The organism is Flavobacterium sp. LC2016-12 (assembly GCF_015351595.1).
Lineage (GTDB): Bacteria > Bacteroidota > Bacteroidia > Flavobacteriales > Flavobacteriaceae > Flavobacterium.
Map to the genome: position 1 here is coordinate 617,926 of NZ_JADKPT010000001.1, position 26,287 is coordinate 644,212.

Consider the following 26,287-nt stretch of genomic DNA (forward strand, 5'->3'; position numbering starts at 1 on the left):
ACATGAAGAACAACTTTAAACGTAATTTATTAATCAGTTCATTAGTTTCATTAGTGGTATTAATGATCTCCTCTACGGCCTCTTATTTTAGTATAAAGAGTTTATTGGATAGTAATTATTGGGTAAATCACACTCAGGAAGTTATTTACAATTTAAATGAAGGATCAGCCATTATAACCGAAGCGCAAACCAGCATGCGAGGTTATCTCATTACGGGAGATGAACAGTTTATTGAAAGATACCGTGATTCTGAGACAAAATCTAATGATTATTTTGAAAAAGTACAGGAACTGACTGTTGATAATCCAAATCAGCAAAAACAGTTAATAGAATTAAAAGTGCTTAGAGATAGTTTTTTTAAGTATCTGAACAATCAAATTGTTAAAAAACGCTTAGCCAAAGACGCTGTTACTTTTGATCTTAATGCTGGTCGGGTAATGATGAACGATTTAAGAGCAAAAATTAAAAGTATTGAAAATATTGAACAAACGCTTCTAAAAGAACGAGGCGAGAATTCAGAACGTTATGGAACCTATAGTTTAGTTCTCATTGTTGTGGCCTTTATTATTGCTTTTGTGATTTCAATTGTCTTTTTGTTCCGAATTTTAAAAGATTATAATGAACGTTTAGTACTTCAGAATGAATTAGTAAAGAAGGATCAGGAAACTGCTGAAAGAATTGTAGCAATTAGTACAATTGCAAGTAATATTTCAAACGGAAACTATGATATACGCGTAGATGATATGCAATCTGATGCGTTGGGAAGCGTCGGAGAATCGTTGAATAACATGGGAGTTTCCTTGAAATCTTCTTTTGAGTTATTATCACAAAAAGAATGGATGCAAACAGGAGTTGCAAGCCTTAATAACGTAATGCTTGGTGATAAAACACTTCAAAAATTATCAAAAGATGTTATTGAGTTTTTATGTAATTATACCAACAGCAGCGCAGGAGTTTTGTATGTATTAGAAGGAGATGAGCTTCATTTTTCTGGCGGATACAGCTATATTCCAGGTAAAAATCGTGAGCACATACTAAAAGGAGAAGGCCTGATTGGACAGGCAGTTATTTCTAAACAATTGCTTGAATTGAAAGTGCTGTCACCAGATGACATTCAGATTAATTATGCTTTAGGCCAAATAAAACCAACACATATTATAGCGTTTCCTTTGTTGGATACCAAAATTGAAGGCGCAGTTGAATTAGCAAGCATTTATGGATTTTCTGATCTTCAAATTGAGTTTTTAAAGACGATTTCTAACAACATCGGAATTGCCATCAAATCGACTCAAAATAGAAGGAGAGTGATGGAGTTATTGGAAGAAACCAAATCTCAATCTGAGGAATTACAAGCGCAACATACAGAATTAGAGGCAATAAATGCGGAGCTTGAAGCACAAACAGAAAAACTTCAGGCATCTGAGGAAGAATTGCGTGTACAACAGGAAGAACTGGAACAAACCAACGAAGAATTATCTGAAAGAAGTGTTTTATTAGAAGAAAAAAATAATGAAATTCAGAAGAAATCAGAAGCATTAGAATTGACAACTCGCTACAAGTCAGAGTTTTTAGCTAATATGTCGCATGAATTGAGAACGCCTCTGAATTCAATTTTACTTTTAAGCCGTTTGTTATCTGAAAACAATAACAAAAGCATGGTTCCTGAAGAAATTGAATTTGCAAAAGTGATTCAGAGTTCAGGAAATAGTCTGTTAGGTTTAATTGATGAAATTCTGGATCTATCTAAAATTGAAGCCGGAAAAATGGATCTTGAATTTTTAGATGTTTCGACCAAAGAAATTACAGATAATTTATGGAATCTGTTTAGCCATGTAGCAAAAGAGAAAAATATTAAATTTGAAATCATTTCTAAAGAAGCGCCAATTGTCATCAAAACAGACAAAATGCGTTTGGAACAAATTCTTAAAAACCTGATTTCAAATGCAATTAAATTTACAGATAAAGGATCAGTAAGTTTAGAAATTAAAGTAAATACAGATGATGATAAAATTATTTGCTTTATCGTAAAAGATACCGGAATCGGAATCCCGTTAGGGAAACAACCTTTAATTTTCGAGGCGTTCCAACAAGCAGATGGTTCAACAAAACGTAAATATGGAGGAACTGGTTTAGGATTATCAATCAGTCGTGAACTGGCAAAATTACTACGAGGAGAAATAATTTTGCATAGTAAAGAAAATGAAGGAAGTACATTTACTTTATGTGTTCCTGTTTTTGGATCTAGTATCAAAAAGGTTGAAGTAGAAAAAGCACCACCTTTAGAAATTGTACCGACGGAAGAGGAAATGGAGGAAAAACCTAAAAACAAGTATTTAAGTGCTGTAATTCCGGATGAAATTGAAGACGACAGAAATGCAATTTTTGAAGGAGATAAAGTAATTTTGATCGTTGAGGATGATATCAATTTTGCTAAATCACTTTTAAATTTCACCCGTAAAAAAGGCTATAAAGGAATTGTTGCAGTAAGGGGAGACTATGCCTTAAATTTTGCTTTGGTTTATAAGCCTGTTGGCGTTTTATTGGATATTGAACTTCCGATAAAAAGTGGTTGGGAAGTTTTGGAGGAATTAAAAAACAATTCTCAAACCAAACATATTCCAGTTCACATTATGTCTTCTCATAAATTGAAACAGGAAAGTTTACTGAAAGGAGCGGTAGATTTCTTAGATAAACCGGTGGCATTTGATAAAATTCCGGAAGTTTTCCTTCGAATAGAAAGTATTATTAATAAAGAAGCGCAAAAAGTACTGATTATCGAAGACAATCCGAAACATGCTAAAGCATTGTCGTTTTTCTTAGAGAGCTATAATATTAATTCGGAAATAAAAAGTGAAGTTTCAGAAGGGTTGGATGCACTGAATAAAAAAGAAATTGATTGTGTCATTCTGGATATGGGAATTCCGGATAAACAAGCGTATGAGATTCTGGAAGGCGTAAAGAAAAATCCAGGCTTAGAAAACTTACCGGTAATTGTCTTTACAGGAAAAAGTTTGTCTATTAAAGAAGAAGTCAAGATTAAAAAATATGCCGATTCAATCATCGTAAAAACAGCGCATTCGTACCAAAGAATGCTCGATGAAGTTTCGCTTTTCCTTCATTTAGTTGAAGATAAAAAAGATCCAAAAGACAAAAAAGACAGTCATAAAAAGCTAAATTTACTTAACAATATCCTGTTTGAGAAAAAGGTATTAATTGTAGATGATGATGTACGTAATATTTATTCATTGACAAAAGCCTTAGAAGTTTTTAAAATGAATGTGATTACCGCTTTTGATGGAAAAGAAGCCATTAAAATTTTAGGAGAACATACGGACACAGACATTGTTTTGTTAGATATGATGATGCCAAATATGGACGGTTATGAAACAGCCGAAAAAATTCGCAGTATGCCTAAATTCCTGAATTTGCCACTTATTGCCGTAACAGCAAAAGCAATGACAGGCGACAGGGAAAAATGTATTAAAGCAGGAGCTTCAGACTACATAACAAAACCAGTAGATATTGATCAACTGTTGTCGTTATTACGTGTTTGGCTATATGATAAAATATAATTAAAAAAGTTTTGCCATAGATTAAAAGATTTAAAGGGTTTCTTTCTAAAATTAAACATTGTGAATCCGTGAATCCCGATAGCTATCGGGAGTGGCAAAAAATAAAAAACAAACTAAAAGCAGGAGAATATGAATAAAAAAAGACTCTTAATTATTGATGATGATTCTAGAAATATTTTTGCTTTAGAAAATACTTTACGTGCCAAATCATTCGATTGTTTGTCTTGTTTAAGTGCAGAAGAAGCTTTGAAATTATTAGAATCAGACGAGCACATTGATGCCATTTTAATCGATATGATGATGCCGGAAATGGATGGCTATGAGGCAATTCCGCTAATAAAAGCGATTCCGTCAAGAAAATTGACTTTTGTAGTTGCGGTTACGGCACAGGCTATGACAGGCGATAAAGAAAAATGTTTGGAGGCTGGGGCAGATGCCTACGTTTCAAAACCAGTTGATGTAGATAAATTACTTCAGGTGCTGAAGGAAATATGAGATGAATTATGATTGAAGATATCGAGTTAGAAACACTTATTAATGATGTTTACGAATATTATGGTTTTGATTTTGGAAGTTATTCGAGAGCTTCATTGAAAAGACGTGTGAACAGACTTTTTCATTTAGATGGATTTACCCATTTTCATGAATTTCTTTCCAGAGTTCGATATGACCCTGAATATTACAAAAGAATGGTAGACGAAATCACGGTAAATGTAACTGAGATGTTTCGCGATCCCACTTTTTATAACGTTTTACGAAAAGAAATTTTACCATTACTCGGAACCAAACCTTTCATTAGATTATGGCACGCAGGCTGCTCTACAGGCGAAGAAGTCTATTCCATGGCCATTATGCTTAAAGAAGCCGGTTTACTCCATAAATCGCTTATTTATGCTACGGACATTAATGCGTCGGTTTTGGAAACAGCCAAAAAAGGAATTTTTCCGTTAAGAATGATGAAAGAATATTCAGAAAACTATCGTGATGCTGGTGGATTGGAAGATTTTTCGAGTTATTATACTGCCAATTACGGTATTGCAAAATTTAATGAAGAACTCGCTGAAAAGATGGTTTACTCACAGCATAATTTGGTGTCAGATACTTCTTTTAATGAGTTTGATATGATTTTATGCCGTAATGTTTTAATTTATTTTGACAACGATCTTCAAAAGAGAGTCATTAATCTATTTGATGAAAGTCTGGCTGTTTTGGGATTTCTTGCTTTAGGAACGAAAGAAACCATAAAGTACTCGATTGCTCCAACGAAATACAAACAGTTTGAAAAGGAAAAGATATGGAGAAAAGTGAAATAATATCAGGCTGTAAAGTGGTGATAATAGGCGGATCTGCAGGAAGTTTAAATGCATTGATGCAAATCTTGCCTGAAATACCTAAAATAAATGGTTTTGCAATGGTTATCGTCTTGCATCGAAAAAGTACTGACGATCAGACACTGGAAGATTTAATTAATTTAAAATCGAATGTACCCTTAAAACCTGTTGAAGATAAAACGCCATTGGTGCCGGGTTTTGTTTATGTGGCACCTTCAAATTATCATTTATTATTTGAAAAAAATGACTTATTAGCGTTAGATACTTCTGAGAAAGTAAATTTTAGCAGGCCAAGTATTGATGTTTCTTTTGAATCTGCTGCAGAAATTTATGGTGAATCTTTAGTGGGTATTTTATTATCTGGATCCAATACTGATGGCACGTTTGGATTACAGACTATTCAGGCTCATGGAGGAACTGTTGTAGTTCAAAATCCGTTGGCTGCCGAAATGCCTTTTATGCCTAACAATGCTATTTTGTATACAGAACCTCATTTTGTTTTGCACAATCATGAAATCTTAAAATTGATTATTTCTATCAACAACCCAAATGATTAATTTCCAGGTTTTGGAGCTTCTTCTTCAGGCAGAATAACACGGTTTAATTCGGCTTCTTTTTCTGCTTTTTTTCTGGCTGCTTTTCCACGGCCTATTGGCAAACCTGCTGTTACATACAAAGATCTGTTGTATTGTACAGGTCCATCTCCCTTCATTACAGGAACCAATCCGTAATAATATTGAACCGTCATATTTAACCCGTTTCCGATATTCATATGATAACCGGCCCCAAGTGCAATTCCCGCATCGATAACATGTATTTGATCTCTAATGTTGTGTTTATATTCCACATCATCACCATTATAATCTTTATGAAATTTATCAAAAGCTTTGGCCAGTAATCCAAGCTGTGGCCCCGTTTTTAGATAAATATTATTTTTAAATTGATATTTAATTAAAATCGGAACATTAAAATAACGTATCTCACGATCCACTTTTCCACCGGCAAAAGTATTATCTAAATTGGCATCACCTAAAGAATAAACGGGTAGACCATGCGCTCCCATAGGAGATTTTACGATTACACCGGTATTGATCATCCAGGCAGGATTTTTTTTAGATCGAATATCAAAGTAAAATCCAAGATTAAAACCCACTTCAGTGCCTGAGGTTTCCATATTCGAAATCGTCGAAAAATTGACACCACCATCCAAACCAAATTCTAGAAAAGGAGAGTTCAGTTTGTCTCCAAAAAGCAAGGAAATTAAAACTTGCGATTGTGCTGATGTTATACAAAAGAAAGCGATAAGTAATAATAAACCTTTTTTCATAGGATTAATGGATTAAAGTCCAAAACGATACTGAAGACTGCCTAATGCTTGTGTACGGCTACCTAAGAAACCAACTTCAGCACGAAACATTACATGTTTACTGAATTGGTATTGAGAACCAATAATGAAATTCCACATGTCTTTAGGTCTTTTTTGCAGCGAATATTGCACAGATGAAGACTCAGCGGTGCTCAAAGCGCCATCTAAAGAAGTCAAAATATCGCTGGCTTTACTAAGCGCTCTGTCTGCAGTATTATGTTTGGCAATATTTACAGGATTCGCTTGTTGTGCTGGAGATAATCCATCCCACCAAGTATCAACTTTTGTTTGGTTTTCTTCTATTTTGGCGAAACCGGTATCTACTTTTTCCTCAAGACCAGTTAAATCAAACATATCAGATAATGGAATATTTCCGTCAGTATCACCGTTGATGTGTACTCTAAAAGCACCAACCCAAACAGCAACATTGGTTTCTGGTTTAGGTAATTTAAAAGTTTTTCCTAGTCTTGGACCAAAAACATAAGAGAAGGCAGGTTTATCAAGAGAACTAATATCGGTCCAGGCCATGTTCATATCCAATGCCAGCCAGCCTCCGCCAATACCAATTGTTGGTGTCATACCCAAACCAAAAGTTGTCGCATCAAAATTAGCCTTAGTACTAAAACTTGCAATTTGAGACCAGTTATTATCGGCATCCGGAACATAAATTCCGGCATTAATTTTAGTAGCTGTTTTGGCTTTTCCAAAAATTCCATAAATATTTAAGAAAGGAAGCAGCCAAATATCAGGTCTGATGGTTAGTGCACCAGCTTCTACGGTAGATTTATCGAATCGTACTATTTCATCTAAATTATATTGAGGACCATTATTAAAACCTACTTCCAGGTTGCTAATTACAATTTCAGATTCCTGCCAAAAATAATTCACAGAAACTCCGGCAGAATAAGGTAATTTATATCCTTTTTGAGCAACTTTTTCTCCCCAGATAGGTAAGGCATATGGGTATTTTTCGACTTTAAGACTGTCTTTGAGCTGTTCATTTTTTTTACCAACTATTTTGTCAGTATAAACCTGACCAAAAATTTGCATGCTAAAGAATAATAGTGAGGCTGATATTAGTGTATTACATTTCATCGATTGTAGTGTTATAAAAATTATTAATAGAACTGCGAAAAATAAATAGGTAACTAATGTATTCTTTAAAAAAATGTATGTTATAGTCTGTATTGTAATTGAATAGGCTTTTGTATTTTAAAATTTGATTTGGTTCAATATGTTAATTATTGTTAAAGTTAAATAAATTTTCTTACCATTTGCAATCTTTTTTAAGAAAGTAAAATTTTTAAATAAAAATTTATTACCTGTATGTGATTAAAAAAAATGGTTAGGAAAGATATCAATTTCAATTATTTAGATTTTAATATAAAAAATAAATAGTATTTTTACCATCATGAAATGGATAGCAATACTATTATCAATTTATTTGATGGCACTTTCAAATATGCCTTGTGCAGATATGGAAGTGAATAGTGCTATGCATAAAACAGCTCAGTTTTCATCTGAAGCTAATCATTCACACGATAAGGACAATGATTTGTGTTCTCCATTTTGCGCTTGCAATTGCTGCGGAGCGCAGATTTTGAGCTATCAGCTTTCTGAAAGTTTTGAGTTTCCTGTGGCTTTTACTATTATTTCAAAAGCTTTACCTAATTATAATTCTGTTTTTGCCTCCAATTTCTACGGAAGCATTTGGCAGCCTCCTCAAATAGCATAATGATGCCCGGCTAGTTCGGGTTAGAGAGTTGTGGACTTTTCACAAAATGAATAGACAAACTTTGTCTAATTTCTCACGTCATTATATATTCAAATGTTAGATAAAATTATACAGTTCAGTATAAAGAATAAGTTCTTTATACTGTTATTTACCCTTGTATTGATTGCATGGGGAAGCTATTCGCTTAAAAATTTGCCGTTGGATGCTCTTCCTGATGTCACCAATAATCAGGTGCAGATCATTACAACAGCTCCAACTTTAGCCAGTCAGGAAGTGGAACAATTGATCACTTATCCGCTGGAACAGGCTGTAAAAACAGTTCCCAATATTATTGAACTGCGTAGTATTTCCCGCTTCGGATTGTCTGTCGTAACTGTCGTCTTTGAAGACGATGTCGATATTTATTGGGCCAGAGAGCAAATATTTCAACGCTTAAAACAAGCCGAAGAAAACATTCCTGCTTATGCAGGTTCGCCTGAATTAGCTCCTATTACAACTGGTTTAGGCGAAATTTACCAATATGATGTTTATGCCAAAAAAGGCTATGAAAACAAATACGATGCGATACAATTAAGAACTATTCAGGATTGGATTATTATTCCGCAACTACAAGGAATTAAAGGTGTTGCCGACATTAGTACCTGGGGAGGAAAGCTAAAACAATATGAAATTGCGGTAAACCCAAATACATTAAACAGTCTTGGTGTTACGATTACCGAAATTTTTGATGCTTTAGAAAAAAACAATCAAAATACTGGGGGAGCTTATATCGAAAAAGATCAATATGCCTATTTTATTCGAGGTGTCGGAATGGCGAAAGGAATAAATGATTTGGGGAATGTTGTAGTTAAAAACCGCAATGGTTCGCCTGTTTTAGTCCGTGATGTAGCCGAAGTCCGTGAAGGAATTGCGTTGCGCTATGGTGCGTCAACCAAAGATGGAAAAGGAGAAATTGTTTCGGGTTTGGTTTTGATGTTAAAAGGAGAAAATTCCAGCGCCGTAGTCAACCGAATTCATGAAAGAATGATTCAGATTAACAAAAGTCTGCCGGAAGGAGTGGTTGCAGAGGCTTTTATTGACAGAGGGAAATTAGTCGATAATGCCATCGGAACAGTTACAAAAAACCTTTTAGAAGGAGCATTAATCGTCATTTTTGTGCTGATTTTATTTCTAGGGAACTTACGTGCAGGGTTGATTGTTGCTTCTGTTATTCCCCTAGCCATGCTTTTTGCCGTGATCTTGATGAATGCCTTTGGCGTAAGCGGAAATTTAATGAGTCTTGGGGCAATTGATTTCGGAATTATAGTCGATGGAGCTGTTATTATTGTAGAAGCAACGATGCATCATCTGCAAAAACTCAAAAGAAAAAAAGAGCTTTCGCAAGAAGAAATGGACATTGAAGTCTACAATTCGGCTTCAAAAATCAGGAATAGTGCCGCTTTTGGAGAAATCATTATTCTTATAGTATATCTTCCAATTCTGGCTTTAATTGGTACCGAAGGCAAAATGTTCAAGCCAATGGCAATGACGGTTGGATTTGCTGTAATTGGTGCCTTTGTGCTTTCATTGACCTATGTACCAATGATGAGTGCGTTATTCCTTTCAAAAAATACAGAACACAAAACCAATTTCAGTGACCGAATGATGGTTTGGCTGGAGAATTTATACAGACCATTTTTAGAGAAAGCACTACAGTTTAAAAAGATAGTTCTGGGAATCTCAGTGGGTTTATTTGCCATTGCATGGTTAGTTTTTAATAGTATGGGCGGTGAATTTATTCCGACTATTGAAGAAGGCGATTTGGCAATAAATGCCACCATTATGACAGGAAGTTCGCTTACGCAGATGGTAGAAACGACTACTAAATATGAGAAGTTACTGAAAGCTAAATTCCCTGAAATCAAAACGATTGTGACCAAAATTGGAAGTGGAGAAATTCCAACCGATCCAATGCCCATTGAAAGCGGCGATTTGATTATTGTGCTAAAAGACAAAAAGGAATGGAAAGGCAAATACGATAATTGGGAAGACTTGGCCAATGCCATGAAAGAAGAAATGGAAATCATTCCCGGTGCCAATATTGAGATTTCACAGCCGATTCAGATGCGTTTTAACGAATTAATGACGGGAAGCCGAAGTGATATTGCCATCAAAATTTTTGGAGATGATTTAGAGATTCTGGATGCAAAAGCAAAAGAACTAATCTCAAGAATTAAAGATATTGAAGGAATCGGTGACTTAAAAGCCGATAAAGTAACCGGTTTACCACAGATTACAATCAAATACGATTACAATAAAATCGCTTTATACGGATTGAATATTTCAGATATCAACCAAATTATTCGTTCGTCATTTGCAGGAGAAAGTGCCGGAAAAATCTACGAAGAAAGCAAAAGGTTTGATGTGGTCGTGAGAATGAATCAGGACAATCGTGCTGATATTAGCGATGTCAGCAATTTGTTTATTCCGCTACCGAACGGACAGCAGGTTCCGCTTTCTCAGGTTGCTTCAGTTGATTACGAGCAAGGCCCGGTTCAGGTTACGCGTGAAGATGGGAAACGCCGAATTACTGTTGGATTAAATGTCCGCGGACGCGATATTAAAAGTGTTGTTGAGGAAATTCAGGAGCGATTAGTACGAGATTTTAATCTTCCTTCTGGATATTATGTAACCTACGGCGGTCAATTTGAGAATTTGGTCAAAGCTACCAATCGATTAATGGTTGCATTACCTATTGCATTGGGATTAATATTGATTTTATTATATCTGACTTTCAACAGCTTCAAACAAGCAGCATTAATTTTTACCGCCATTCCATTATCGGCCATTGGAGGTGTTTTTGCCCTTTGGATGCGAGGCATGCCGTTTAGTATTTCAGCCGGAATTGGTTTTATTGCCTTATTCGGAATTGCCGTTTTAAACGGAATTGTACTGATTTCGTATTTCAATCAATTAAAAGCAGAAGGAATACTCGATCCGTTACAAAGAGTTTTAATCGGAACCAAAACGAGATTACGTCCGGTTTTAATGACTGCGGCTGTGGCTTCGTTAGGATTTTTGCCAATGGCATTGTCCACAAGCGGTGGAGCAGAAGTGCAGAAACCTTTGGCAACTGTGGTTATTGGAGGTTTAGTTTCAGCGACATTATTGACACTAATCGTTTTGCCAATTCTGTATTTATTATTGGAACGTGGACTTAACCGCAAAGAGCGCAAAGATTTACGCAATGAACGCTAAGTAAAAATTAAAGAAAATGAAAAACTCAATATATATATTCAGCCCAAACCCCTTCGCGAACTTCGCGCAAAAAACCTTGCGCACTTTGCGGTTAGGAACGTTCCTATTAGTCGGTACGTTTGCACAAGCCCAACAAGCAATCAGCTTAGAAAAAGCAATAGAACTTGCAAAATCAAACAACATCGATTTAAAAATTGCCGATAAAGAAATCGAAAAACAAACCGTTCTAAAAAAGACTGCATTTCAGGCAGATCCGCTCCAGGTACAATACCAGGGCGGGCAATTCAATAGTGCCGATTTTGACCATAACGTCTCAGTTCAGCAATACTTCCCAATAGGAAATATTACAAAAGCGAATCGACAATTGCAGGAAGAATTGGTAAAACTGGCCGAAAAACGAAAAGCGTTATCTTCTTATGAAATTGAAAAGGCGGTAACATTGGCGTATTATCAATATTTGTACGGCGTTTCAATTCAAAGATTAAATTCGGAATTAAATGAAATTTACATCAAATTTCTAAAGAATGCCGAATTGCGTTTTAAAACCGGAGAAAGCGGAAATATTGAAGTCATCAGTGCCAAAGCGAAAGTAAAAGAAATTGAGACGCAGAAAGCACAATTAGAATACGATTTGGCGATCTACCAAAAACAATTGCAGTTTTTTGTTCAAACAAATGAAAACATTATTCCGGATGAAAAAATAGCTTTACAATATGCTATTATGAAAGAAGAAGGAAATTCGAAAGCAGAAGGTTTATTGACCGATTATTATCAACAACAGATTTCGGTTTATCAGAAGGAAAGCAACACCTACAAAGCGATGAGAACGCCAAAATTAGGTTTAGGTTATTTTGCTCAAAGCATCAACACTGATTGGTTGTATCAGGGTTTTACGGCAGGTTTACAGATTCCGTTGTTTGGCGGAGTAAACTCGGCAAAAGCCAAAGCTTCTGAGATCAGTATTTCACAGTCGCAATTGGCTTTGGATAAAAACAAATTAACATTGAATCTGCAACAGCAGGAATTGCAAAACAACTTTGCAAAACAACAAAAAGCACTCGATTACTATCAGAATGAAGGTTTGCAATATGCTGATCAGATTATCAGTACGGCACAAAAAAGTTATGCCAATGGCGATATGAGTTATTGGTCGTACATCAGTTTTTTAAATCAGGCTATTGATATTAAAAAACAATATGCTGAGGCGACTCATAATTACAATCAAAGTGCCATCGAACTTCAATTTCCAACCATCAAAAATAATTAAAAATGAAAAATATATTAAATAGCTTAACCGCAAAGAACGCTAGGGAGTTTACGCAAAGGTCGCAACGTGTAATTTCCTTGCGTGCTTTGCGCTTTTTCCTCTTTGCGTTCCTTGCGGTTACGTTCACCAGCTGCAATGAAAAGAAAGAGGAAGAAACACACGAAGAAGAAAAATCACAGACAGAAGTTGCTTTAACCGCTTCTCAATACAAAACTATTGGCATTGAAACCGGTTTTATTGAAAACAGAAACCTCAATAAAGTCATCAAAGCCAACGGATACACGACTGTTCCGCCACAAAACTCCGCTGAAGTTTCGACTTTAATTGGTGGAACCGTGAAAGATATTTTTGTTTTGGAAGGCACTTTTGTCAATAAAGGAAAAGTGTTGGCTACGATTCAAAATTTGGAAGTAATCGAAATGCAGGAAGAATATCATTCGGCTACGGCCAATATCGAATATTTGCAATTGGAATACAATCGCCAGAAAACATTGAGCGACGAAAATGTAAATCCGAGGAAAACGTTTCAGGAAGTAAAGGCGAGATTAGCGGCAGAGAGGGCAAGATTACAAGCAGCGAAGAACAAATTAGATGCTTTACATGTAAGCACAAAAGGAAGCACGTCACTAGTACCAATCGTGGCGCCAATAAACGGTTACGTCGGTAAAATAAGTATTGCAAAAGGTGCTTATGCTCAAACAGGAGTTTCGTTGTTTGAAGTGGTTGATAACAGCCAAATGCATTTGGATCTGAATGTTTACGAGAAAGATTTAGGATCAATTTCAGTGGGACAGGTAATTGATTTTGTGTTGACGAATCAATCCAATAAATCAATTAAAGGAAAGATATTCGGAATCAATAAATCCTTTTCAAATGAAAGCAAAACGGTTGCCGTTCACGCCAAGATCGAATCAGCAGATGCCAAAGGACTGATTCCGGGAATGTATGTTTCTGCCAATATCAACATCACCAATGCGACTGTTCCTGCCTTGCCAAAAGACGCTGTAGTTCGAAATGCCGATAAATATTTTGTTTTTGTAGAGGAAGCAGAACATCAGGAAAAACAAACCGGCAAAGAAGAAAATCACGAGAAAGAAATTCATTTTAAAGCCATAGAAGTTATTCCGGGAACGACTGATTTAGGTTTTACAGAATTGAAGTTTGTAGATGAAATTGCTCCGAATGCTAAAGTCGTTACAGAAGGTGCTTTTTATTTGTTGTCTGCGATGAAAGGCGGGGGCGAGCATGAACATTAAAATAGTTTTCTTTGTTTAAGGTTTCAAGTTTCAAGTTGAGAAACTTTGCGACTTAGCGCCTTTGCGCGATTAAATAAAAAAATATTAGATAAAAACAATTGTCGTAAAATATGTAACTTTAGAAAGTGTTTCATTTAGAACGTGGATGACGCGGATTTTAGATCCAATCCAGGCATCAACATAAAACTTGAAACTTGAAACAAAAAAACTTGAAACTTCCCTATGGAACATACAGATGAAAAAATAATTAAAAAGAAAAAGAACCAATCCGGTTGCTGTTCAGCTCATGAAGAGCACCATCATGTCGAAAATGACGGACACGATCACGATCATGATCACGAACATAATGCTGATGGCAGTTTGTTTCAAATGTTTTTGCCTGCGATAATTTCATTTGTTTTATTATTAATCGGAATTGGGCTTGACAATTACTTTCCGCAAAACTGGTTTTCGGGTTATGTTAGAATTGGCTGGTATATCATTGCTTATTTGCCGGTTGGACTTCCGGTTTTGAAAGAAGCTTACGAAAGTATTATGAAAGGGGATGTCTTTTCAGAATTTTTCCTGATGTGCATTGCTACAATCGGTGCTTTTGCCATTGGAGAATATCCTGAAGGTGTTGCAGTTATGCTGTTTTATACTATTGGAGAAAACTTTCAGGGACTGGCAGTCGCACGAGCTAAATCGAATATTAAAAGTTTACTAGATCAGCGTCCGGATGAAGTCACTATTTTAGAAAATAATGTAGCGACAAAGGCCAAAGCGTCTGATGCTAAAATTGGATCAATTATTCAGCTAAAAGCTGGAGAAAAATTAGGTTTAGATGGAGAATTATTGTCTGATAACGCTTCGTTTAATACTGCAGCTCTTACCGGTGAAAGTAAACCTGCGACCAAAGTAAAAGGAGAAACTGTTTTGGCCGGAATGATTAACGGAAATACAATCGCGCAGGTAAAAGTTACAACCGATTATAAAGACAGTAAATTGTCCAGAATCCTTGAAATGGTTCAGAATGCGACAACTAAAAAAGCACCGGCTGAATTGTTTATTCGGAAATTTGCCAAAATCTATACACCAATTGTAGTGTATTTGGCCATTGCCATTTGTTTGTTGCCAATGCTTTTTGTTAATAATTATGTTTTTAGTGATTGGCTTTACAGAGCTTTGGTATTTCTTGTAATTTCCTGTCCTTGTGCCTTAGTTATCAGTATTCCGCTTGGTTATTTTGGGGGAATTGGAGCAGCAAGTAAAAATGGAATCCTTTTTAAAGGAAGTAATTTTCTGGACAGTATTTCGACAATTCAAAATGTTGTAATGGATAAAACCGGTACCATGACAGAAGGCGTTTTTAAGGTTCAGGAAGTAATTATATATCACGATGTCGATAAAGGAGAAATACTTAAAATGGTTAATGCTTTAGAAAGTCAAAGTACACATCCAGTGGCGACGGCAATTCACAATTACGTAGGTGAAATTGATGCTGCAATTGAATTGAAAAATGTAGAAGAAATTTCAGGTCATGGTTTAAAAGCCGAAATCAACGGAAAAGAATTGCACGTTGGAAATTTCAAATTAATGGATAAATTCGGTATTAAATATGATTTAGATCCGAATGAAGTAGTTTACACGACAATTGCGATTGCTTATAACAAGAAATTTGCTGGTTACTTAACCATTGCAGATGAAATTAAAGAAGATGCTCAGGAAGCGGTCAATAAATTAAAAGCATTAGGCGTCAAAGTAACGATGTTAAGTGGTGATAAAACAAATGTAGTACAGTTTGTAGCCCGAAAACTTGGAATCACAAATGCTTTTGGAGATTTGCTTCCGGAAGATAAAGTCAATAAACTCAACGAAATTAAAGCTAAAAATCAAACTGTAGCTTTTGTTGGCGATGGCGTAAATGATGCTCCTGTAATTGCTCTAAGTACGGTCGGAATTGCGATGGGCGGTTTAGGAAGCGATGCCACCATTGAAACCGCAGATATTGTTATTCAGGATGATAAACCAAGTAAAATTCCGATGGCAATCAACATCGGAAAACAAACCAAAAAGATTGTCTGGCAAAATATTACTTTGGCTTTTGTAGTAAAAGCCTTTGTGCTGATATTAGGTGCCGGCGGTCTCGCAACCATGTGGGAAGCTGTTTTTGCTGATGTTGGCGTGGCGCTGTTGGCGATTTTAAATGCGGGGAGAATTCAGAAGATGAAGTTTTAGAGCTATAATTGACTGATCGAGGAATGATTTTATTAGTCTTCGTCAGTCCATTCTTGATCAGAAAAAACTAGAAGTCTATTTTCATGTAAATAGTCGTATTGTTGTTTTGTGAGATAAACAACTTGTGCGTCTTGTCCCCCTGTAAATAAATCATAGAAATGCCCCTTAATTTTATTTTCGACTAAAACGGATTTTAAAAATTCAAAGAAATCTACATCGATCCAATCATCATTTATTTTGAAAGTTTTAGAATACGATTTATTTCCTATTTTAAATTTTAAAGTTGTTTTTTTACTTTTTTCAATATCAAAAATATTTGAAATGTTTACTGGATTGAATTCATTATTTGAAATTTTGGCTAATTCTTTTAGAAGTTCTGCATAGGGATCTTCAAGATTGGAAAGTTCTGTGTCGTACCAATATATCATGTTTGCAAAAGCAGACAAAACTTCGTTATAACTTCTGTTTTCCTGCATCGAAACTTTTTCTTTTGCTTCATTAATTTGAGTAGGTGACAGATGTGAAAATAGACCAATTTTAGTGTACTCTTCGATTGCCTTTTCAATTTGTTCGGTGGTTGGCTTGCTTTTAAAGTCTTCATAACTAGGTCTAAAATAAGAATCAGATTCCTGAAGGACTTTTTCTTGTTCTCTTGTCAAAGCGATTATTCCAAAAATTTCATCATTAATAGCTCTTCCGTTATAGGTTTTAACCTCATGAAGTCTGTATGCAGAATGCTGATCAGCCAAAATTTTGTTGAATATTTTATAATATTCCTGAGAATCTATTTTACCATTAGAATATTTGTTTTTACTTGGTGTGTAAAGATTATAAAAACTTTTCTGTTTGTATTTTTTCTCATTTGATTGAAGGGAAACAATAAAATTATAAAATTTACTGTCATCATCAGGCATTTCATTATCGAGTTCAATTTGAAAATCAAAATTAGTAAAAGCCAATTCGGGAATTGTCCCTGCTGTTTCTTTATGGATAAGTTCCAGATATTTTACTGGTTCAGTTGGATAATTATTTAAATTAATAATTACCGACTTATTACAATATGAAAGAAAGTCAATTGGATTTTCGATTTTTTCATTTTCTATTGCGATGATGAGATTGTCATATTGAAGGCCAACTATTCCATTATCCCTAAGTTTGTTAGCAAATTTTTTAAGTTTATCAGAAGACATATAATCTGCCTTAAGTGATTGGTTTGCAATTTCATTTATTAATTGAAGTTGGTAGGTATAAAAATTGTCATTTATTTTTTTCTGAAATTCCAAATACTGTTTTTCATTAATAAGTTCGGACTTTTTCAGTTTTGATAAATACGCACTAAGTTCAAGATTTTCTTTTTTCTGTTCTTCTGTCGTTAATTTAGTGTTTTCAAAAATGTTATGGCTAAAAAAATCAGAATAGAAATTTCCTGTCAATTTTTTGTATTCGATTTGAAATAAACAATATAAATAAGTGGCGTTAGTTTTGGTTTCAATTTTCTCCTGAAACTTTTTGAAGTCTTTCAAATCTTTATTTTCAAGCAATTTATTTTCAAGTAAATTTTGTAAAGCACTATTTTCAGATTGCGCATTAAGACCAATTGATTTTAAAAAAATAAGGAACACTATTATCTTAAGCAGATTTGCCATATTGTCGTTAAATGAATAATGAGAATTGTTTCTTTTTACAATTTTCTGAATGAAAAAGTAATATCAAATAAATGAAATAAATGTTTATGTTTTTAATTACTTCTTCAAATGTTTTGGTTCCTGAATTTCGCCATTCCCAAAAGACCAATTCTCAAGTCCATTATTTTCCAGTAAAACAATGATAACATTGTTTATCAAAATTGGGGTTGAAGACGAAATTCTGGTTGCGATTTGATGATACAATTTCTTCTTCTGTTCCAATGTCCTTCCTTGTCCGGCAATGATTTGAACATAAACGATTTGTTCTGAATGTGAAATTCCGAGATAACTCTCCGGATATTTTATTTGATGATTTTCCAGTTCTTCAATAACATGAAAATAATCATCCTTCGGAATATGAAATTCTTCTATTAAGGATTGATGAATCGATTCTGAAATGGTATTTTTTGTTTCCAATGAAAGTTTCTTCGGAAGACTGATTCTGACAAACGGCATTTTTGTGTAGTTTTTGTTTTCTGTAAAAATAAAGAATTATAAACCTTTAAAAATAAGAAATGGATTAAAAACTTAATTCAATCTTAGCGCCTTTATTTTCAATTCTAAGATCTATTTTATTGCTTTTTGAGGGAATTTCAGTTGGATACCAATTTCGATATGGTTTTACTATAATAAGCAAACCTTCATCATCGCCAATCGCAGCAAAATTTTCACTATTGTAATTTTTAGCAAAAAAAAACAACCCATATTCTTCTATTAATTCTGCACCTAATTCCATTGGGTTTTCGTCAATAATACCAATTTCGCTAATGTTTAATATTGATTTAGAACTAAATTCCTTTATTTGAAAATTATCCAGATCATGTCTGGCAATAAACTCCAGTAAATTCCCATTATTATCATAAAAATAAACAGCATTGGCATTCCAGGTTTCAAAGTTGGCAATGATGCGTTTGTCCTGAATGATTATCAAATCGACTTTGTCAGCACACCATTGAATGGCCTCTTCCAGTTTGTTTTCAGGAATATTAAAAGCAAAATGATAAATAGAATCAAATTCAGGGTTTTCAATAAATTTTAAAATCGAACTTCCCGCCTGAATAGTGAGGGAGTCAGACTTTTTTTCAAGGATTTTAAGACCAAGAATATCGTTATAGAATGTCTCAGTATCTTGAATATTGTTGGTTTGAATTTGAATTTGCTGGAGCTTCATAACGGGTCTATTTTGAGAAGAGCAGAGTTCTTTTCGTTTCAAACAAATTTAAAAAATGATAATTTAAATTTTGTTAAGGACCTATTTTAAACTTCAATGCGTGGATAGTAAATTATTATGAAGATGTAGCAAAGAGACAAGAGCTGGCAATGCTATTTTTGAAAAAAGCCTATTTCAAATTAATGAAATAGGCTTTATATCAATTATAATGAACTGAAAAACTTAGAAAATTTGCTTTTTTCTATTGAAGTTTAGCCAGCCAAAACTCATTAAAATTAAATTGAACAGGAGCAAAGGAAGCAACGCTTTTGCAAAATCTAATTTTGAGTTATCATTAAAAGTTTCAATCTTAAATTCCTCCCATTTTTCCTGATTTACGGGAGCATTGTCGAATATTCTAGGATAAAAATGCAATCGCAATTTTTCATGAAATTGCTTGGTTTCCTTTAAAAATAAAAGCTGATTTTCCAGATCAGATTTAGCAATCTCGTTCAGTTGTATTTGCGTATGAAGCGTTGGTACAAACTGCGCTATAAGTTTGCTGGCCCGATTGCGCTGTTTTAGTTTCAACTCCAATTCTCTGGATTGAATTGCCGATTCGTCGTCGCCCATTTGCTGCATCGCGTAATACCAAAGCCAGCTGAATTCGGTGTTTGGTAAAGGATAGTGTTTAAATTGTGGATAATGCGTGTAGAATTTGTCAAGTGTAATTTGTTTATCCATATCCCATTTTTCATGATAGGCGTTTCTTTGTTTTAAAGTTAGTTCTAAAGCCTCCGGAACAGGGTATTTATTGACAATATAAGAGTTAATAACTGCAGGTAATATGATAATCATAAAAAGCCAGATAGTCAATAAAATTACAGCATTGAAGTTTGAATTTTTTTGTAGTGAAACAATAAAGAAACAGACCGAAAACCAAAAAAGAATATATAAAATACCAAGTCCGTAAAAGGCAAGCAACGATTGATCTAACGGAATATTCAGAAAAAACGCTGCAATAGTGAGTACAACGGTAAGCACCGCAATTAGGCTTACTATTCGGATGTAAAACAATTTTAGGATATAGAAATTTATATTGGAACTCTGTGTGGCAACAATTTTCCATGTACCGCTTTCCTTTTCTTCGGAAATGATATTATACGAAAAGGCGATAATCAAAAGCGGAAAAAGATAAATAAGCACAAAACCAAAATCGAGATTTCCCGCCAACAGATTATTTGGATTATTTAACTCCGAATCATATTTCTGTGCTTCCAAACCACGAATCGTGACACTTTGTATCGACGGATTTACATCACGTTGTCCGATGGCCAGACTGTTTATGGGTAATGTTTTATTGACCAGCGAAAATTTTATGTAATACAACAAGAGCCCCATTTCATCTTTATGAAAAGCCGCATTTCGTGCAATGTTTTCTTTTTGATAAAGCGCTGTTTCTGCTATATTTTGCTGCTGTTTTTGTTGGAATTGACGACCAATTAAAAGGCTTATAAAACCAATGAGCAGTAAAAAAAGCAAACCAATTTTGGTTCCTTTCGAGCGTATGAAATTTTTAAATAATAATACTAACATATTAGATGGCTTTAAGGTTTTTAGCTGCTATTTTAAGGAAGATAAAAAGCAGGATAATCCAGAGAATGAGTGAGATAATAGAAAGAATTTCAGTTTTTAAAACGGCCAGAATTCCTTTTGGATCATAATGAAAAGAATCAATATCGGCCCAATGGTCTTTGTCAATTGTGAGTGGTTTATCTGTTGGTTCCGGCTTTTTATTACTGATATATTTAATTTGTAACGCATTCATTTTTTGCGCCATATTATAACGGTAATTTTCGGCTTGTTTTTGAAAATCGATGTAAGAATCGTAATCCGTGTTGGATAATCCCATTGATAAATTTTTCATGGCGATATAAGGGTTTAGGAACGAAACGGCTTTCGAAAAACTATTTTGCCTTTCATAAATTTGAAGTAAATCTTCCAAGTGCTGATTATAAATTTTTGAGCTGATTTTTTCTCCTTCGGTCATAATAAAACCGGAATAATTAAACGGAAGTTTCTGTACCGAATCTACTTTATAAGCACGAAATAAGGAATCTTTGATTGCTTTATAATGCGGATCATTTGGGTTATGGCTGTCGCCCTGTTTCAGAATATCTTTTTCAATATTACTGTTGAATTGCACTTTCGAAGGTGCTTCAAAAATATAAGCGCCAACGGCCTGTGTTGTTCTCGGCAAAATAATAGTAAAGAGTAGCCAAATTCCAATTAAGGAAATCAGCGCTTTTTTTGATGTTTTGCTTAAAGCAGAAATCAGAACAGCAATGGCGCAGAAAAACAACAGGTAAAGAAAATGAAAGAGAATGAACAATAGCAATTTTATCGTTTCATCCGTTGAAATGGTAAAGTTTTGAAGGAGCATCCAAACTAAAATAAGTACTAAAACTGCAGGTATAAAAAGTATCATAATAACGCTCGCTACCCCAAGTATTTTTCCAAATAAAAGCTGTTTCCAACTGATTCCCTGACTTAAAAGAAGTTTCAATGTTCCGTTTTCTCTTTCGGATGCGACCGAATTAAATCCGAGGAAAAAAATCAACAGTGGTAATAAAACCTGAAAAACCATTGCAATACTAATTTCTCCAAAACGCATAATACTGTTGGAGAATCCTGCTTCAGAGAAATTGGCTGTGTTTTGTTTGTGCGCTTCAAGAAATATGGCATTCCCGAAAAAAGGCTCCATTCCAAATTCAAAAACACTTAAAGACGTGCTTTTACGAAAGGCAAAATTTCCATAGTGCGCCATCCGATGGGGATTTTTATCCGGATTGCTCAGCCAGTCTTCCCGCGACTGATGCTGGTATTTTTCACTGGTTTCGTTTTGGCTGTTGTAGTTTTTCCAACCCGATAGCGCTGCAAATAATAAGAGAGCACCAATAAATAGTGAGATTATAAATACGGCCGAATTTTTAAAAACCGTATTTCTTAGATGTTTTGCTATTAAAAGTTCTATATGTATGGATTTCATGCCAATTAAAATTTATAAGTTACAGTCAGGTTTGCGTTTCGCGGACTTCCGGGAAACAATCTCAAATAGTTTTGAGCGCCTAACCAATACGTTTTATTAAATAAATTGCCTGCATTGACCGCAATTTGAATATTGCTATTATTTGGTTTATAATACAAAGCAGCGTCAAAAATCGTAAAATCTGGAAGTGTGAAATCTCTTGTAAACCAAGGTATTTTGCTGCTTTGATATTGCATACCGAAACCAACGCCAAAACCTTTTAAAACAGTCTCTGCAGCAAAGTTGTAGCGTGTCCATAAATTGGCGCTATTTTTTGGTGTATTTTGCTTTCGTGCACCAATAAGTGCAAGGTTCTGATCATTGATTATCTCAGCGTCAATGAAACTGTAAGAAGCATTAATCTGCCACTGCGGTGTAATATATCCAGCCAGATCACATTCAAAACCACGGCTGCGCTCAGCGCCTCTTGTTACTAATAAGTCCGGATTGGCTGGATCATTAGCATTCATCAAAATATTACGCTGATTGATTTCATAAAATGCAGCATTAAAACTCATCGTATTATTAAGAAAGACGGCTTTTAAGCCTACTTCTTTTAAATTGCTTTCCAATGGATCAAATAAACTTCCCGCAGGCAAAGTACCTGTTTGCGGCATTAAAGTAACGGTATTCGATTGTGGCTGATAACCTTCAAGATAAGTAGTGTAAACGTTTATGGCTTTGTTTATGGCGTAAGTGATCCCAACTCTCGGCAGTAAAGCCGATTTCTTTACGGTCAATTCATTATTTGATTCGTAGTTGGTAATATCTTCAAACCATTCTTGTCGCAGGCCTAGTAAAAAGGTAATTCTTTGCCATTGAATCTGATCCTGAATATAAAGGGCGTTTGTTGTGGTTAAAGCCGATGGCAAAGCAGTTCGAACATTTAAAGTATAATCGTCAGCACTTGTGATTTTATAAGACGGATTATTTAAATTAAAATAATCTACATTGGGTTTCGGCATTACAACGCCATCAATAGTGGTAGTCTGGTAATTATCGGCATTTGCCGGAATAAATGAACCGGCTATAGTTCCGTCTTTTAATAGATAACCACGTGCCGCATTTTGCCCGCCGCCTTTATTTTTGTTCCAACTGCTTAAATTATATCCTGTCAGTAGTTTATGGTTCAGTTTTCCCGTTTTAAAATCAAAATTTAAATAAGCACTTAAGTTATCAATATCCCAATTTTGCTCGCGCTGAACAAACTGCATCATGGCCAGACTTGTTACCGGCTTATTATTCATATCAACTGCAAAAGCATTTGTGGTTCTGTGTTCCTGAAGATCTTCTGTCCAGGTTTGTTTCATATAAGAAGCATTAAAACCAATTTTAGAATTGAATTTATGTGCAAAATTGGTCATCAAAATCATTTCTTTTGATTTGAAAAAATCACTCGCAGCACCTAAATTTAAGCTGATTGGCGTTTTGTTTAAATCGGTTTTTCCCGCCACGGCACCAAAAATAGGCTGACCCCGATCCAGATTGCCGTTCATACTGCTTAAAATTAATTCTGTATTAATAGCTGTTTTTTCATTCGGGATATAACTGAAAGAGGGTGATAGCAGAAATGACTTATTGTTGACCAGATCCCGAAACGATTTTGCTTCCTGATAAGCACCATTTACGCGATATAAAAGTGTTTTTGATTCGTTTAACGGCCCTGTAAAATCTAATGTTCCTCGAAGTGTGCTGAAACTGCCAACGCTTAGACTCACTTCTTTTCGATCTGTCGCCAAAGGTTTTTTGGTCACCATATTGATGCTTCCACCCGGATCTACAGACGAGAATGTGGCACTCGAAGGTCCTTTTATAACTTCTATGCGTTCGATATTAGTTGTCAAAGGCTGTAGAAAGTAATATTGTCTGGTTCGCATTCCGTTAATAATTTGGCCCTCTTCATTTTGACTTATACCACGAATCGTATATTGATTGTAATAGCTGGCCGGAATAACACCACTGGCCATTTTTACGGCATCTGCCAAATAAAAAGCACCTTTATCTGCAATTAATTCTTTGGTAATGGTCGAAATAGATTGTGGAATATCTTTATTTAATGCTGCTGTTTTTGTAGCAGAAAAAGAGTAGTCGCTGTTGTATTTTCGTGTCGAACGGCCAATGATTTCGACTGTTTGTAATTCATTTTTTTCCATTTGAATGGAGTCCTGAGCAATGCTGTCTTTAACTTTTTTGCTGATGCTTTGCGAATGCAGGTTTTGCGCACTTATGAATAAGAATAGAAAGGAAAGTAGATTTTTCATTTTAGGTTGATGGAAACTCTTTTCCCTTTAAACAGTTTGTAAATAAAGCGCTTCCAATTCATTTGCAGATATTTTCTCAGCCTCAATAATGGTGACGAGATTACCTTGTTTCATAATTCCAATATGGGTGGCAACTTCACGTGCCCTGAAAATGTCATGTGTAGCCATTAAAATAGCAGTTCCGTCCGCTGAAAGTTCTTTTAGAATCTGGGAGAATTCGTTAGAAGCCTTTGGATCTAGACCGCTGGTAGGCTCATCTAACAAGAGAACCTTCGCTTTTTTGGCAATAGCAATGGCAATGCCCACTTTCTGACGCATTCCTTTTGAATAACCACCAAGAGGTTGCTGATGTGCCGATGCTTGCAGTCCAGCTTTGCTTAGGAAATAAGTTAATTCTCCATTAGAATATTTAAATCCGGCCAAAGACGAGAAAAACTTCAGGTTTTCCATACCGGTAAGATTCGGATAAAGCATTACTGTTTCGGGAATGTATGCAACGAATTTTTTTGTTTCCTGAGCATTTTCAGCTACTGAAACACCATTAATTTCCAGTTCTCCACTCGTAGGTTCAATGAAGCCCAGAAACAGATTGATAGTAGTCGTTTTTCCTGCTCCGTTTTGACCTAAAAGAGCGAAAATTTCTCCTTCTTTAATTGTTAGATTCAGTTTATTAAGAGCGATTTGATCGCCATATTTTTTAGTCAGATTCTCAGCTGTAAGCATAGTTTATTGTTTAAATTATGAGTTTGAATGAATAGAAACCGTAAAATGACAGAAGCATTCTGTTCGTAAACAGTGCTTTATCGTGTTTTTCGGAAAAAGAAGGATGATGTATGAAGCTAATACAATAGCTTTATTTCAACATTTAAAAAATGCCGTTTTATAACTTATCGATAATTTGGATAAGGGGTATAAATACAGTTTTCTTTCGTCCAGATCTAGAAAATGGACAAACAAGTATGGCTTTTATAAAATGTTGAAGGTAATGCTTAAAGAGCAGGAGGTGCTCTTAATGCAAATAGACTGCCTTTGAAGAAAGTTGAAATTGATTTTGTATATAAAAATACTTCAGAAGTTTCAATTTGTACTTTTTCAAAAGATAAGGACTGAAAAGAATTCGGAATAAAAGTACTAAAAGCAAAATGACAAATAGGACATTTAGTATCAACGGAATGGCTGTGCGTTATTTCCTTTTGATTAGCACTGGTATGATGTTCACAGTGCTTTTCTGTTAATTGTGTTAAAAGATGTTCGTAAGAATGGACCGTCTGAAACAGCATTGCGGACAATACCATTAGAGACATCAAAAAATTAATAATAATAACTTTCTTTTTCATTCTTTTTGGGAGAACTATGCGAATTACAACAAACGCAACAGTGTTGCAAATATAGTTATCTTAATTAGAAACGAAAGGAAATCACTTTATCTTTTTGAGATTTTTAAGTTAAGTTTTCAATACTTTTAAAGATTGCTGTACAACAGCTGCAACGTATGAAAGTCTGATGATCCGTCAAAATATTTATGCAATGCCTCCTGAAATATGGGTTCCGAGTTTTGAATGCTGGCAAATAAAGTCAAACATGATTGTAATTTTTCATCATCAGGATTACCGAATATATCCGTTGCTGTTTTTTCTTCGTTTTTGATTAATTCTTCAGTGATTTCAATCAAATGTTTTCCAAGAATGGGATGCTCCAGAAATGCTATTGCTTCATCGGCATTTTTAATTTCGTAGAATTTTGAGGTATCACAAGAGGCCATTCCTTTAATCTGAGGAAAAATAAACCACATCCATGGAGACTCTTTTTTGCCCTTTTTGATTTCAGAAAGAGCCGAAAGGTATAATTTATTCTGCGCGTCTAAAAAACGCATTAATTCGTTGTTATTGTAGGCCATTATGTACTGATTTTGTTTGGGACAATCAGGCCATAAAACTACTTAAAATTTGTTTAGTTGGACATTATGAAATCTTTTTTTTATTGTGGTTTTTCTAAAAATAGGATAATGAAAAATTAAGCACTTTTTAATCTGCTAAATTTGTGAATTCTTTATTTAAAGAAAGAAAATAATAGAAGAGTAATTAATTACGAAATAGGGAAATAAATATTTAGCACTATTATT

At 34.8% G+C, this 26,287-nt stretch carries 20 protein-coding genes; 9 read left to right on the forward strand and 11 right to left on the reverse strand.

Going from position 1 to position 26,287, the window contains the following annotated elements; translation table 11 throughout:
- The first annotated feature begins 2 nt into the window (after positions 1-2).
- The 4 genes from IRZ99_RS02665 (at position 3) to IRZ99_RS02680 (ending at position 5,460) form a co-directional block, all read left to right on the forward strand.
- The gene (locus tag IRZ99_RS02665; RefSeq protein ID WP_194655790.1) at positions 3-3,572 is read left to right on the forward strand and encodes a response regulator; all 3,570 of its coding nucleotides are present in this window, start codon (positions 3-5) and stop codon (positions 3,570-3,572) included.
- 129 nt (positions 3,573-3,701) lie between these two features.
- Entirely contained in the window at positions 3,702-4,067 is a 366-nt protein-coding gene (locus IRZ99_RS02670; protein ID WP_194655791.1) for a response regulator, read from the forward strand.
- An 8-nt stretch (positions 4,068-4,075) separates the two neighbouring features.
- Positions 4,076-4,885, forward strand: a complete 810-nt coding sequence (locus IRZ99_RS02675; RefSeq protein WP_194655792.1) for a protein-glutamate O-methyltransferase CheR — start codon at positions 4,076-4,078, stop codon at positions 4,883-4,885.
- Positions 4,867-5,460 (forward strand): chemotaxis protein CheB, encoded by a 594-nt coding sequence (locus IRZ99_RS02680; protein ID WP_194655793.1) that lies wholly within the window; start codon positions 4,867-4,869, stop codon positions 5,458-5,460. Before IRZ99_RS02675 ends, IRZ99_RS02680 begins: the two co-directional genes overlap by 19 nt.
- Here the strand turns inward: IRZ99_RS02680 and IRZ99_RS02685 are convergent.
- Together IRZ99_RS02685 and IRZ99_RS02690 are read right to left on the reverse strand one after the other, a co-directional pair.
- The gene (locus tag IRZ99_RS02685; protein WP_194655794.1) at positions 5,457-6,230 is read right to left on the reverse strand and encodes a porin family protein; all 774 of its coding nucleotides are present in this window, start codon (positions 6,228-6,230) and stop codon (positions 5,457-5,459) included. The two genes, IRZ99_RS02680 and IRZ99_RS02685, sit on opposite strands and share 4 nt — an antisense overlap.
- Before the next feature lie 12 nt (positions 6,231-6,242).
- On the reverse strand, positions 6,243-7,364 hold the full coding sequence (locus IRZ99_RS02690) for a hypothetical protein (protein WP_194655795.1): 1,122 nt from the start codon (positions 7,362-7,364) through the stop codon (positions 6,243-6,245).
- Positions 7,365-7,680: 316 nt separating this feature from the next.
- Here IRZ99_RS02690 and IRZ99_RS02695 point away from each other — a divergent pair, with 316 nt between their 5' ends.
- The 5 genes from IRZ99_RS02695 to IRZ99_RS02715 all read left to right on the forward strand — a co-directional run bounded on the left by IRZ99_RS02695 (position 7,681) and on the right by IRZ99_RS02715 (position 15,981).
- Complete coding sequence (locus tag IRZ99_RS02695) at positions 7,681-8,004, forward strand: DUF6660 family protein (RefSeq protein ID WP_228518994.1); 324 nt, start codon at positions 7,681-7,683, stop codon at positions 8,002-8,004.
- A gap of 93 nt (positions 8,005-8,097) precedes the next feature.
- On the forward strand, positions 8,098-11,241 hold the full coding sequence (locus tag IRZ99_RS02700; protein WP_194655796.1) for an efflux RND transporter permease subunit: 3,144 nt from the start codon (positions 8,098-8,100) through the stop codon (positions 11,239-11,241).
- A gap of 16 nt (positions 11,242-11,257) precedes the next feature.
- Positions 11,258-12,508: a TolC family protein gene (locus IRZ99_RS02705; RefSeq protein WP_194655797.1), complete on the forward strand. Its 1,251-nt coding sequence runs from the start codon at positions 11,258-11,260 to the stop codon at positions 12,506-12,508.
- 2 nt (positions 12,509-12,510) lie between these two features.
- Positions 12,511-13,764, forward strand: a complete 1,254-nt coding sequence (locus IRZ99_RS02710) for an efflux RND transporter periplasmic adaptor subunit (RefSeq protein ID WP_194655798.1) — start codon at positions 12,511-12,513, stop codon at positions 13,762-13,764.
- Between the two features lie 222 nt (positions 13,765-13,986).
- Positions 13,987-15,981: a heavy metal translocating P-type ATPase gene (locus IRZ99_RS02715; RefSeq protein ID WP_194655799.1), complete on the forward strand. Its 1,995-nt coding sequence runs from the start codon at positions 13,987-13,989 to the stop codon at positions 15,979-15,981.
- A gap of 32 nt (positions 15,982-16,013) precedes the next feature.
- On the opposite strand, the gene IRZ99_RS02720 is transcribed toward IRZ99_RS02715, so the two are convergent.
- The 9 genes from IRZ99_RS02720 to IRZ99_RS02760 form a co-directional block, all read right to left on the reverse strand.
- A complete protein-coding gene (locus tag IRZ99_RS02720) occupies positions 16,014-17,504 on the reverse strand; it encodes a hypothetical protein (protein WP_194655800.1) in 1,491 nt (496 codons plus the stop codon).
- A 219-nt stretch (positions 17,505-17,723) separates the two neighbouring features.
- The gene (locus IRZ99_RS02725) at positions 17,724-18,122 is read right to left on the reverse strand and encodes a tautomerase family protein (protein WP_194655801.1); all 399 of its coding nucleotides are present in this window, start codon (positions 18,120-18,122) and stop codon (positions 17,724-17,726) included.
- A 64-nt stretch (positions 18,123-18,186) separates the two neighbouring features.
- On the reverse strand, positions 18,187-18,837 hold the full coding sequence (locus IRZ99_RS02730; protein ID WP_194655802.1) for a VOC family protein: 651 nt from the start codon (positions 18,835-18,837) through the stop codon (positions 18,187-18,189).
- Between the two features lie 222 nt (positions 18,838-19,059).
- Positions 19,060-20,412, reverse strand: coding sequence for a DUF3526 domain-containing protein (locus IRZ99_RS02735; RefSeq protein ID WP_194655803.1), 1,353 nt, complete (start codon positions 20,410-20,412; stop codon positions 19,060-19,062).
- A gap of 1 nt (position 20,413) precedes the next feature.
- The gene (locus IRZ99_RS02740; RefSeq protein ID WP_194655804.1) at positions 20,414-21,865 is read right to left on the reverse strand and encodes a DUF3526 domain-containing protein; all 1,452 of its coding nucleotides are present in this window, start codon (positions 21,863-21,865) and stop codon (positions 20,414-20,416) included.
- 5 nt (positions 21,866-21,870) lie between these two features.
- The gene (locus tag IRZ99_RS02745) at positions 21,871-24,165 is read right to left on the reverse strand and encodes a TonB-dependent siderophore receptor (RefSeq protein WP_194655805.1); all 2,295 of its coding nucleotides are present in this window, start codon (positions 24,163-24,165) and stop codon (positions 21,871-21,873) included.
- Positions 24,166-24,192: 27 nt separating this feature from the next.
- A complete protein-coding gene (locus IRZ99_RS02750; RefSeq protein ID WP_194655806.1) occupies positions 24,193-24,888 on the reverse strand; it encodes an ABC transporter ATP-binding protein in 696 nt (231 codons plus the stop codon).
- A 266-nt stretch (positions 24,889-25,154) separates the two neighbouring features.
- Positions 25,155-25,502 carry a hypothetical protein gene (locus IRZ99_RS02755; RefSeq protein WP_194655807.1) on the reverse strand — a complete coding sequence of 116 codons (348 nt, stop codon included), beginning with the start codon at positions 25,500-25,502 and terminating at the stop codon, positions 25,155-25,157.
- A 125-nt stretch (positions 25,503-25,627) separates the two neighbouring features.
- Positions 25,628-26,062, reverse strand: a complete 435-nt coding sequence (locus IRZ99_RS02760; RefSeq protein WP_026985386.1) for a DUF1810 domain-containing protein — start codon at positions 26,060-26,062, stop codon at positions 25,628-25,630.
- Positions 26,063-26,287: the final 225 nt, after the last annotated feature.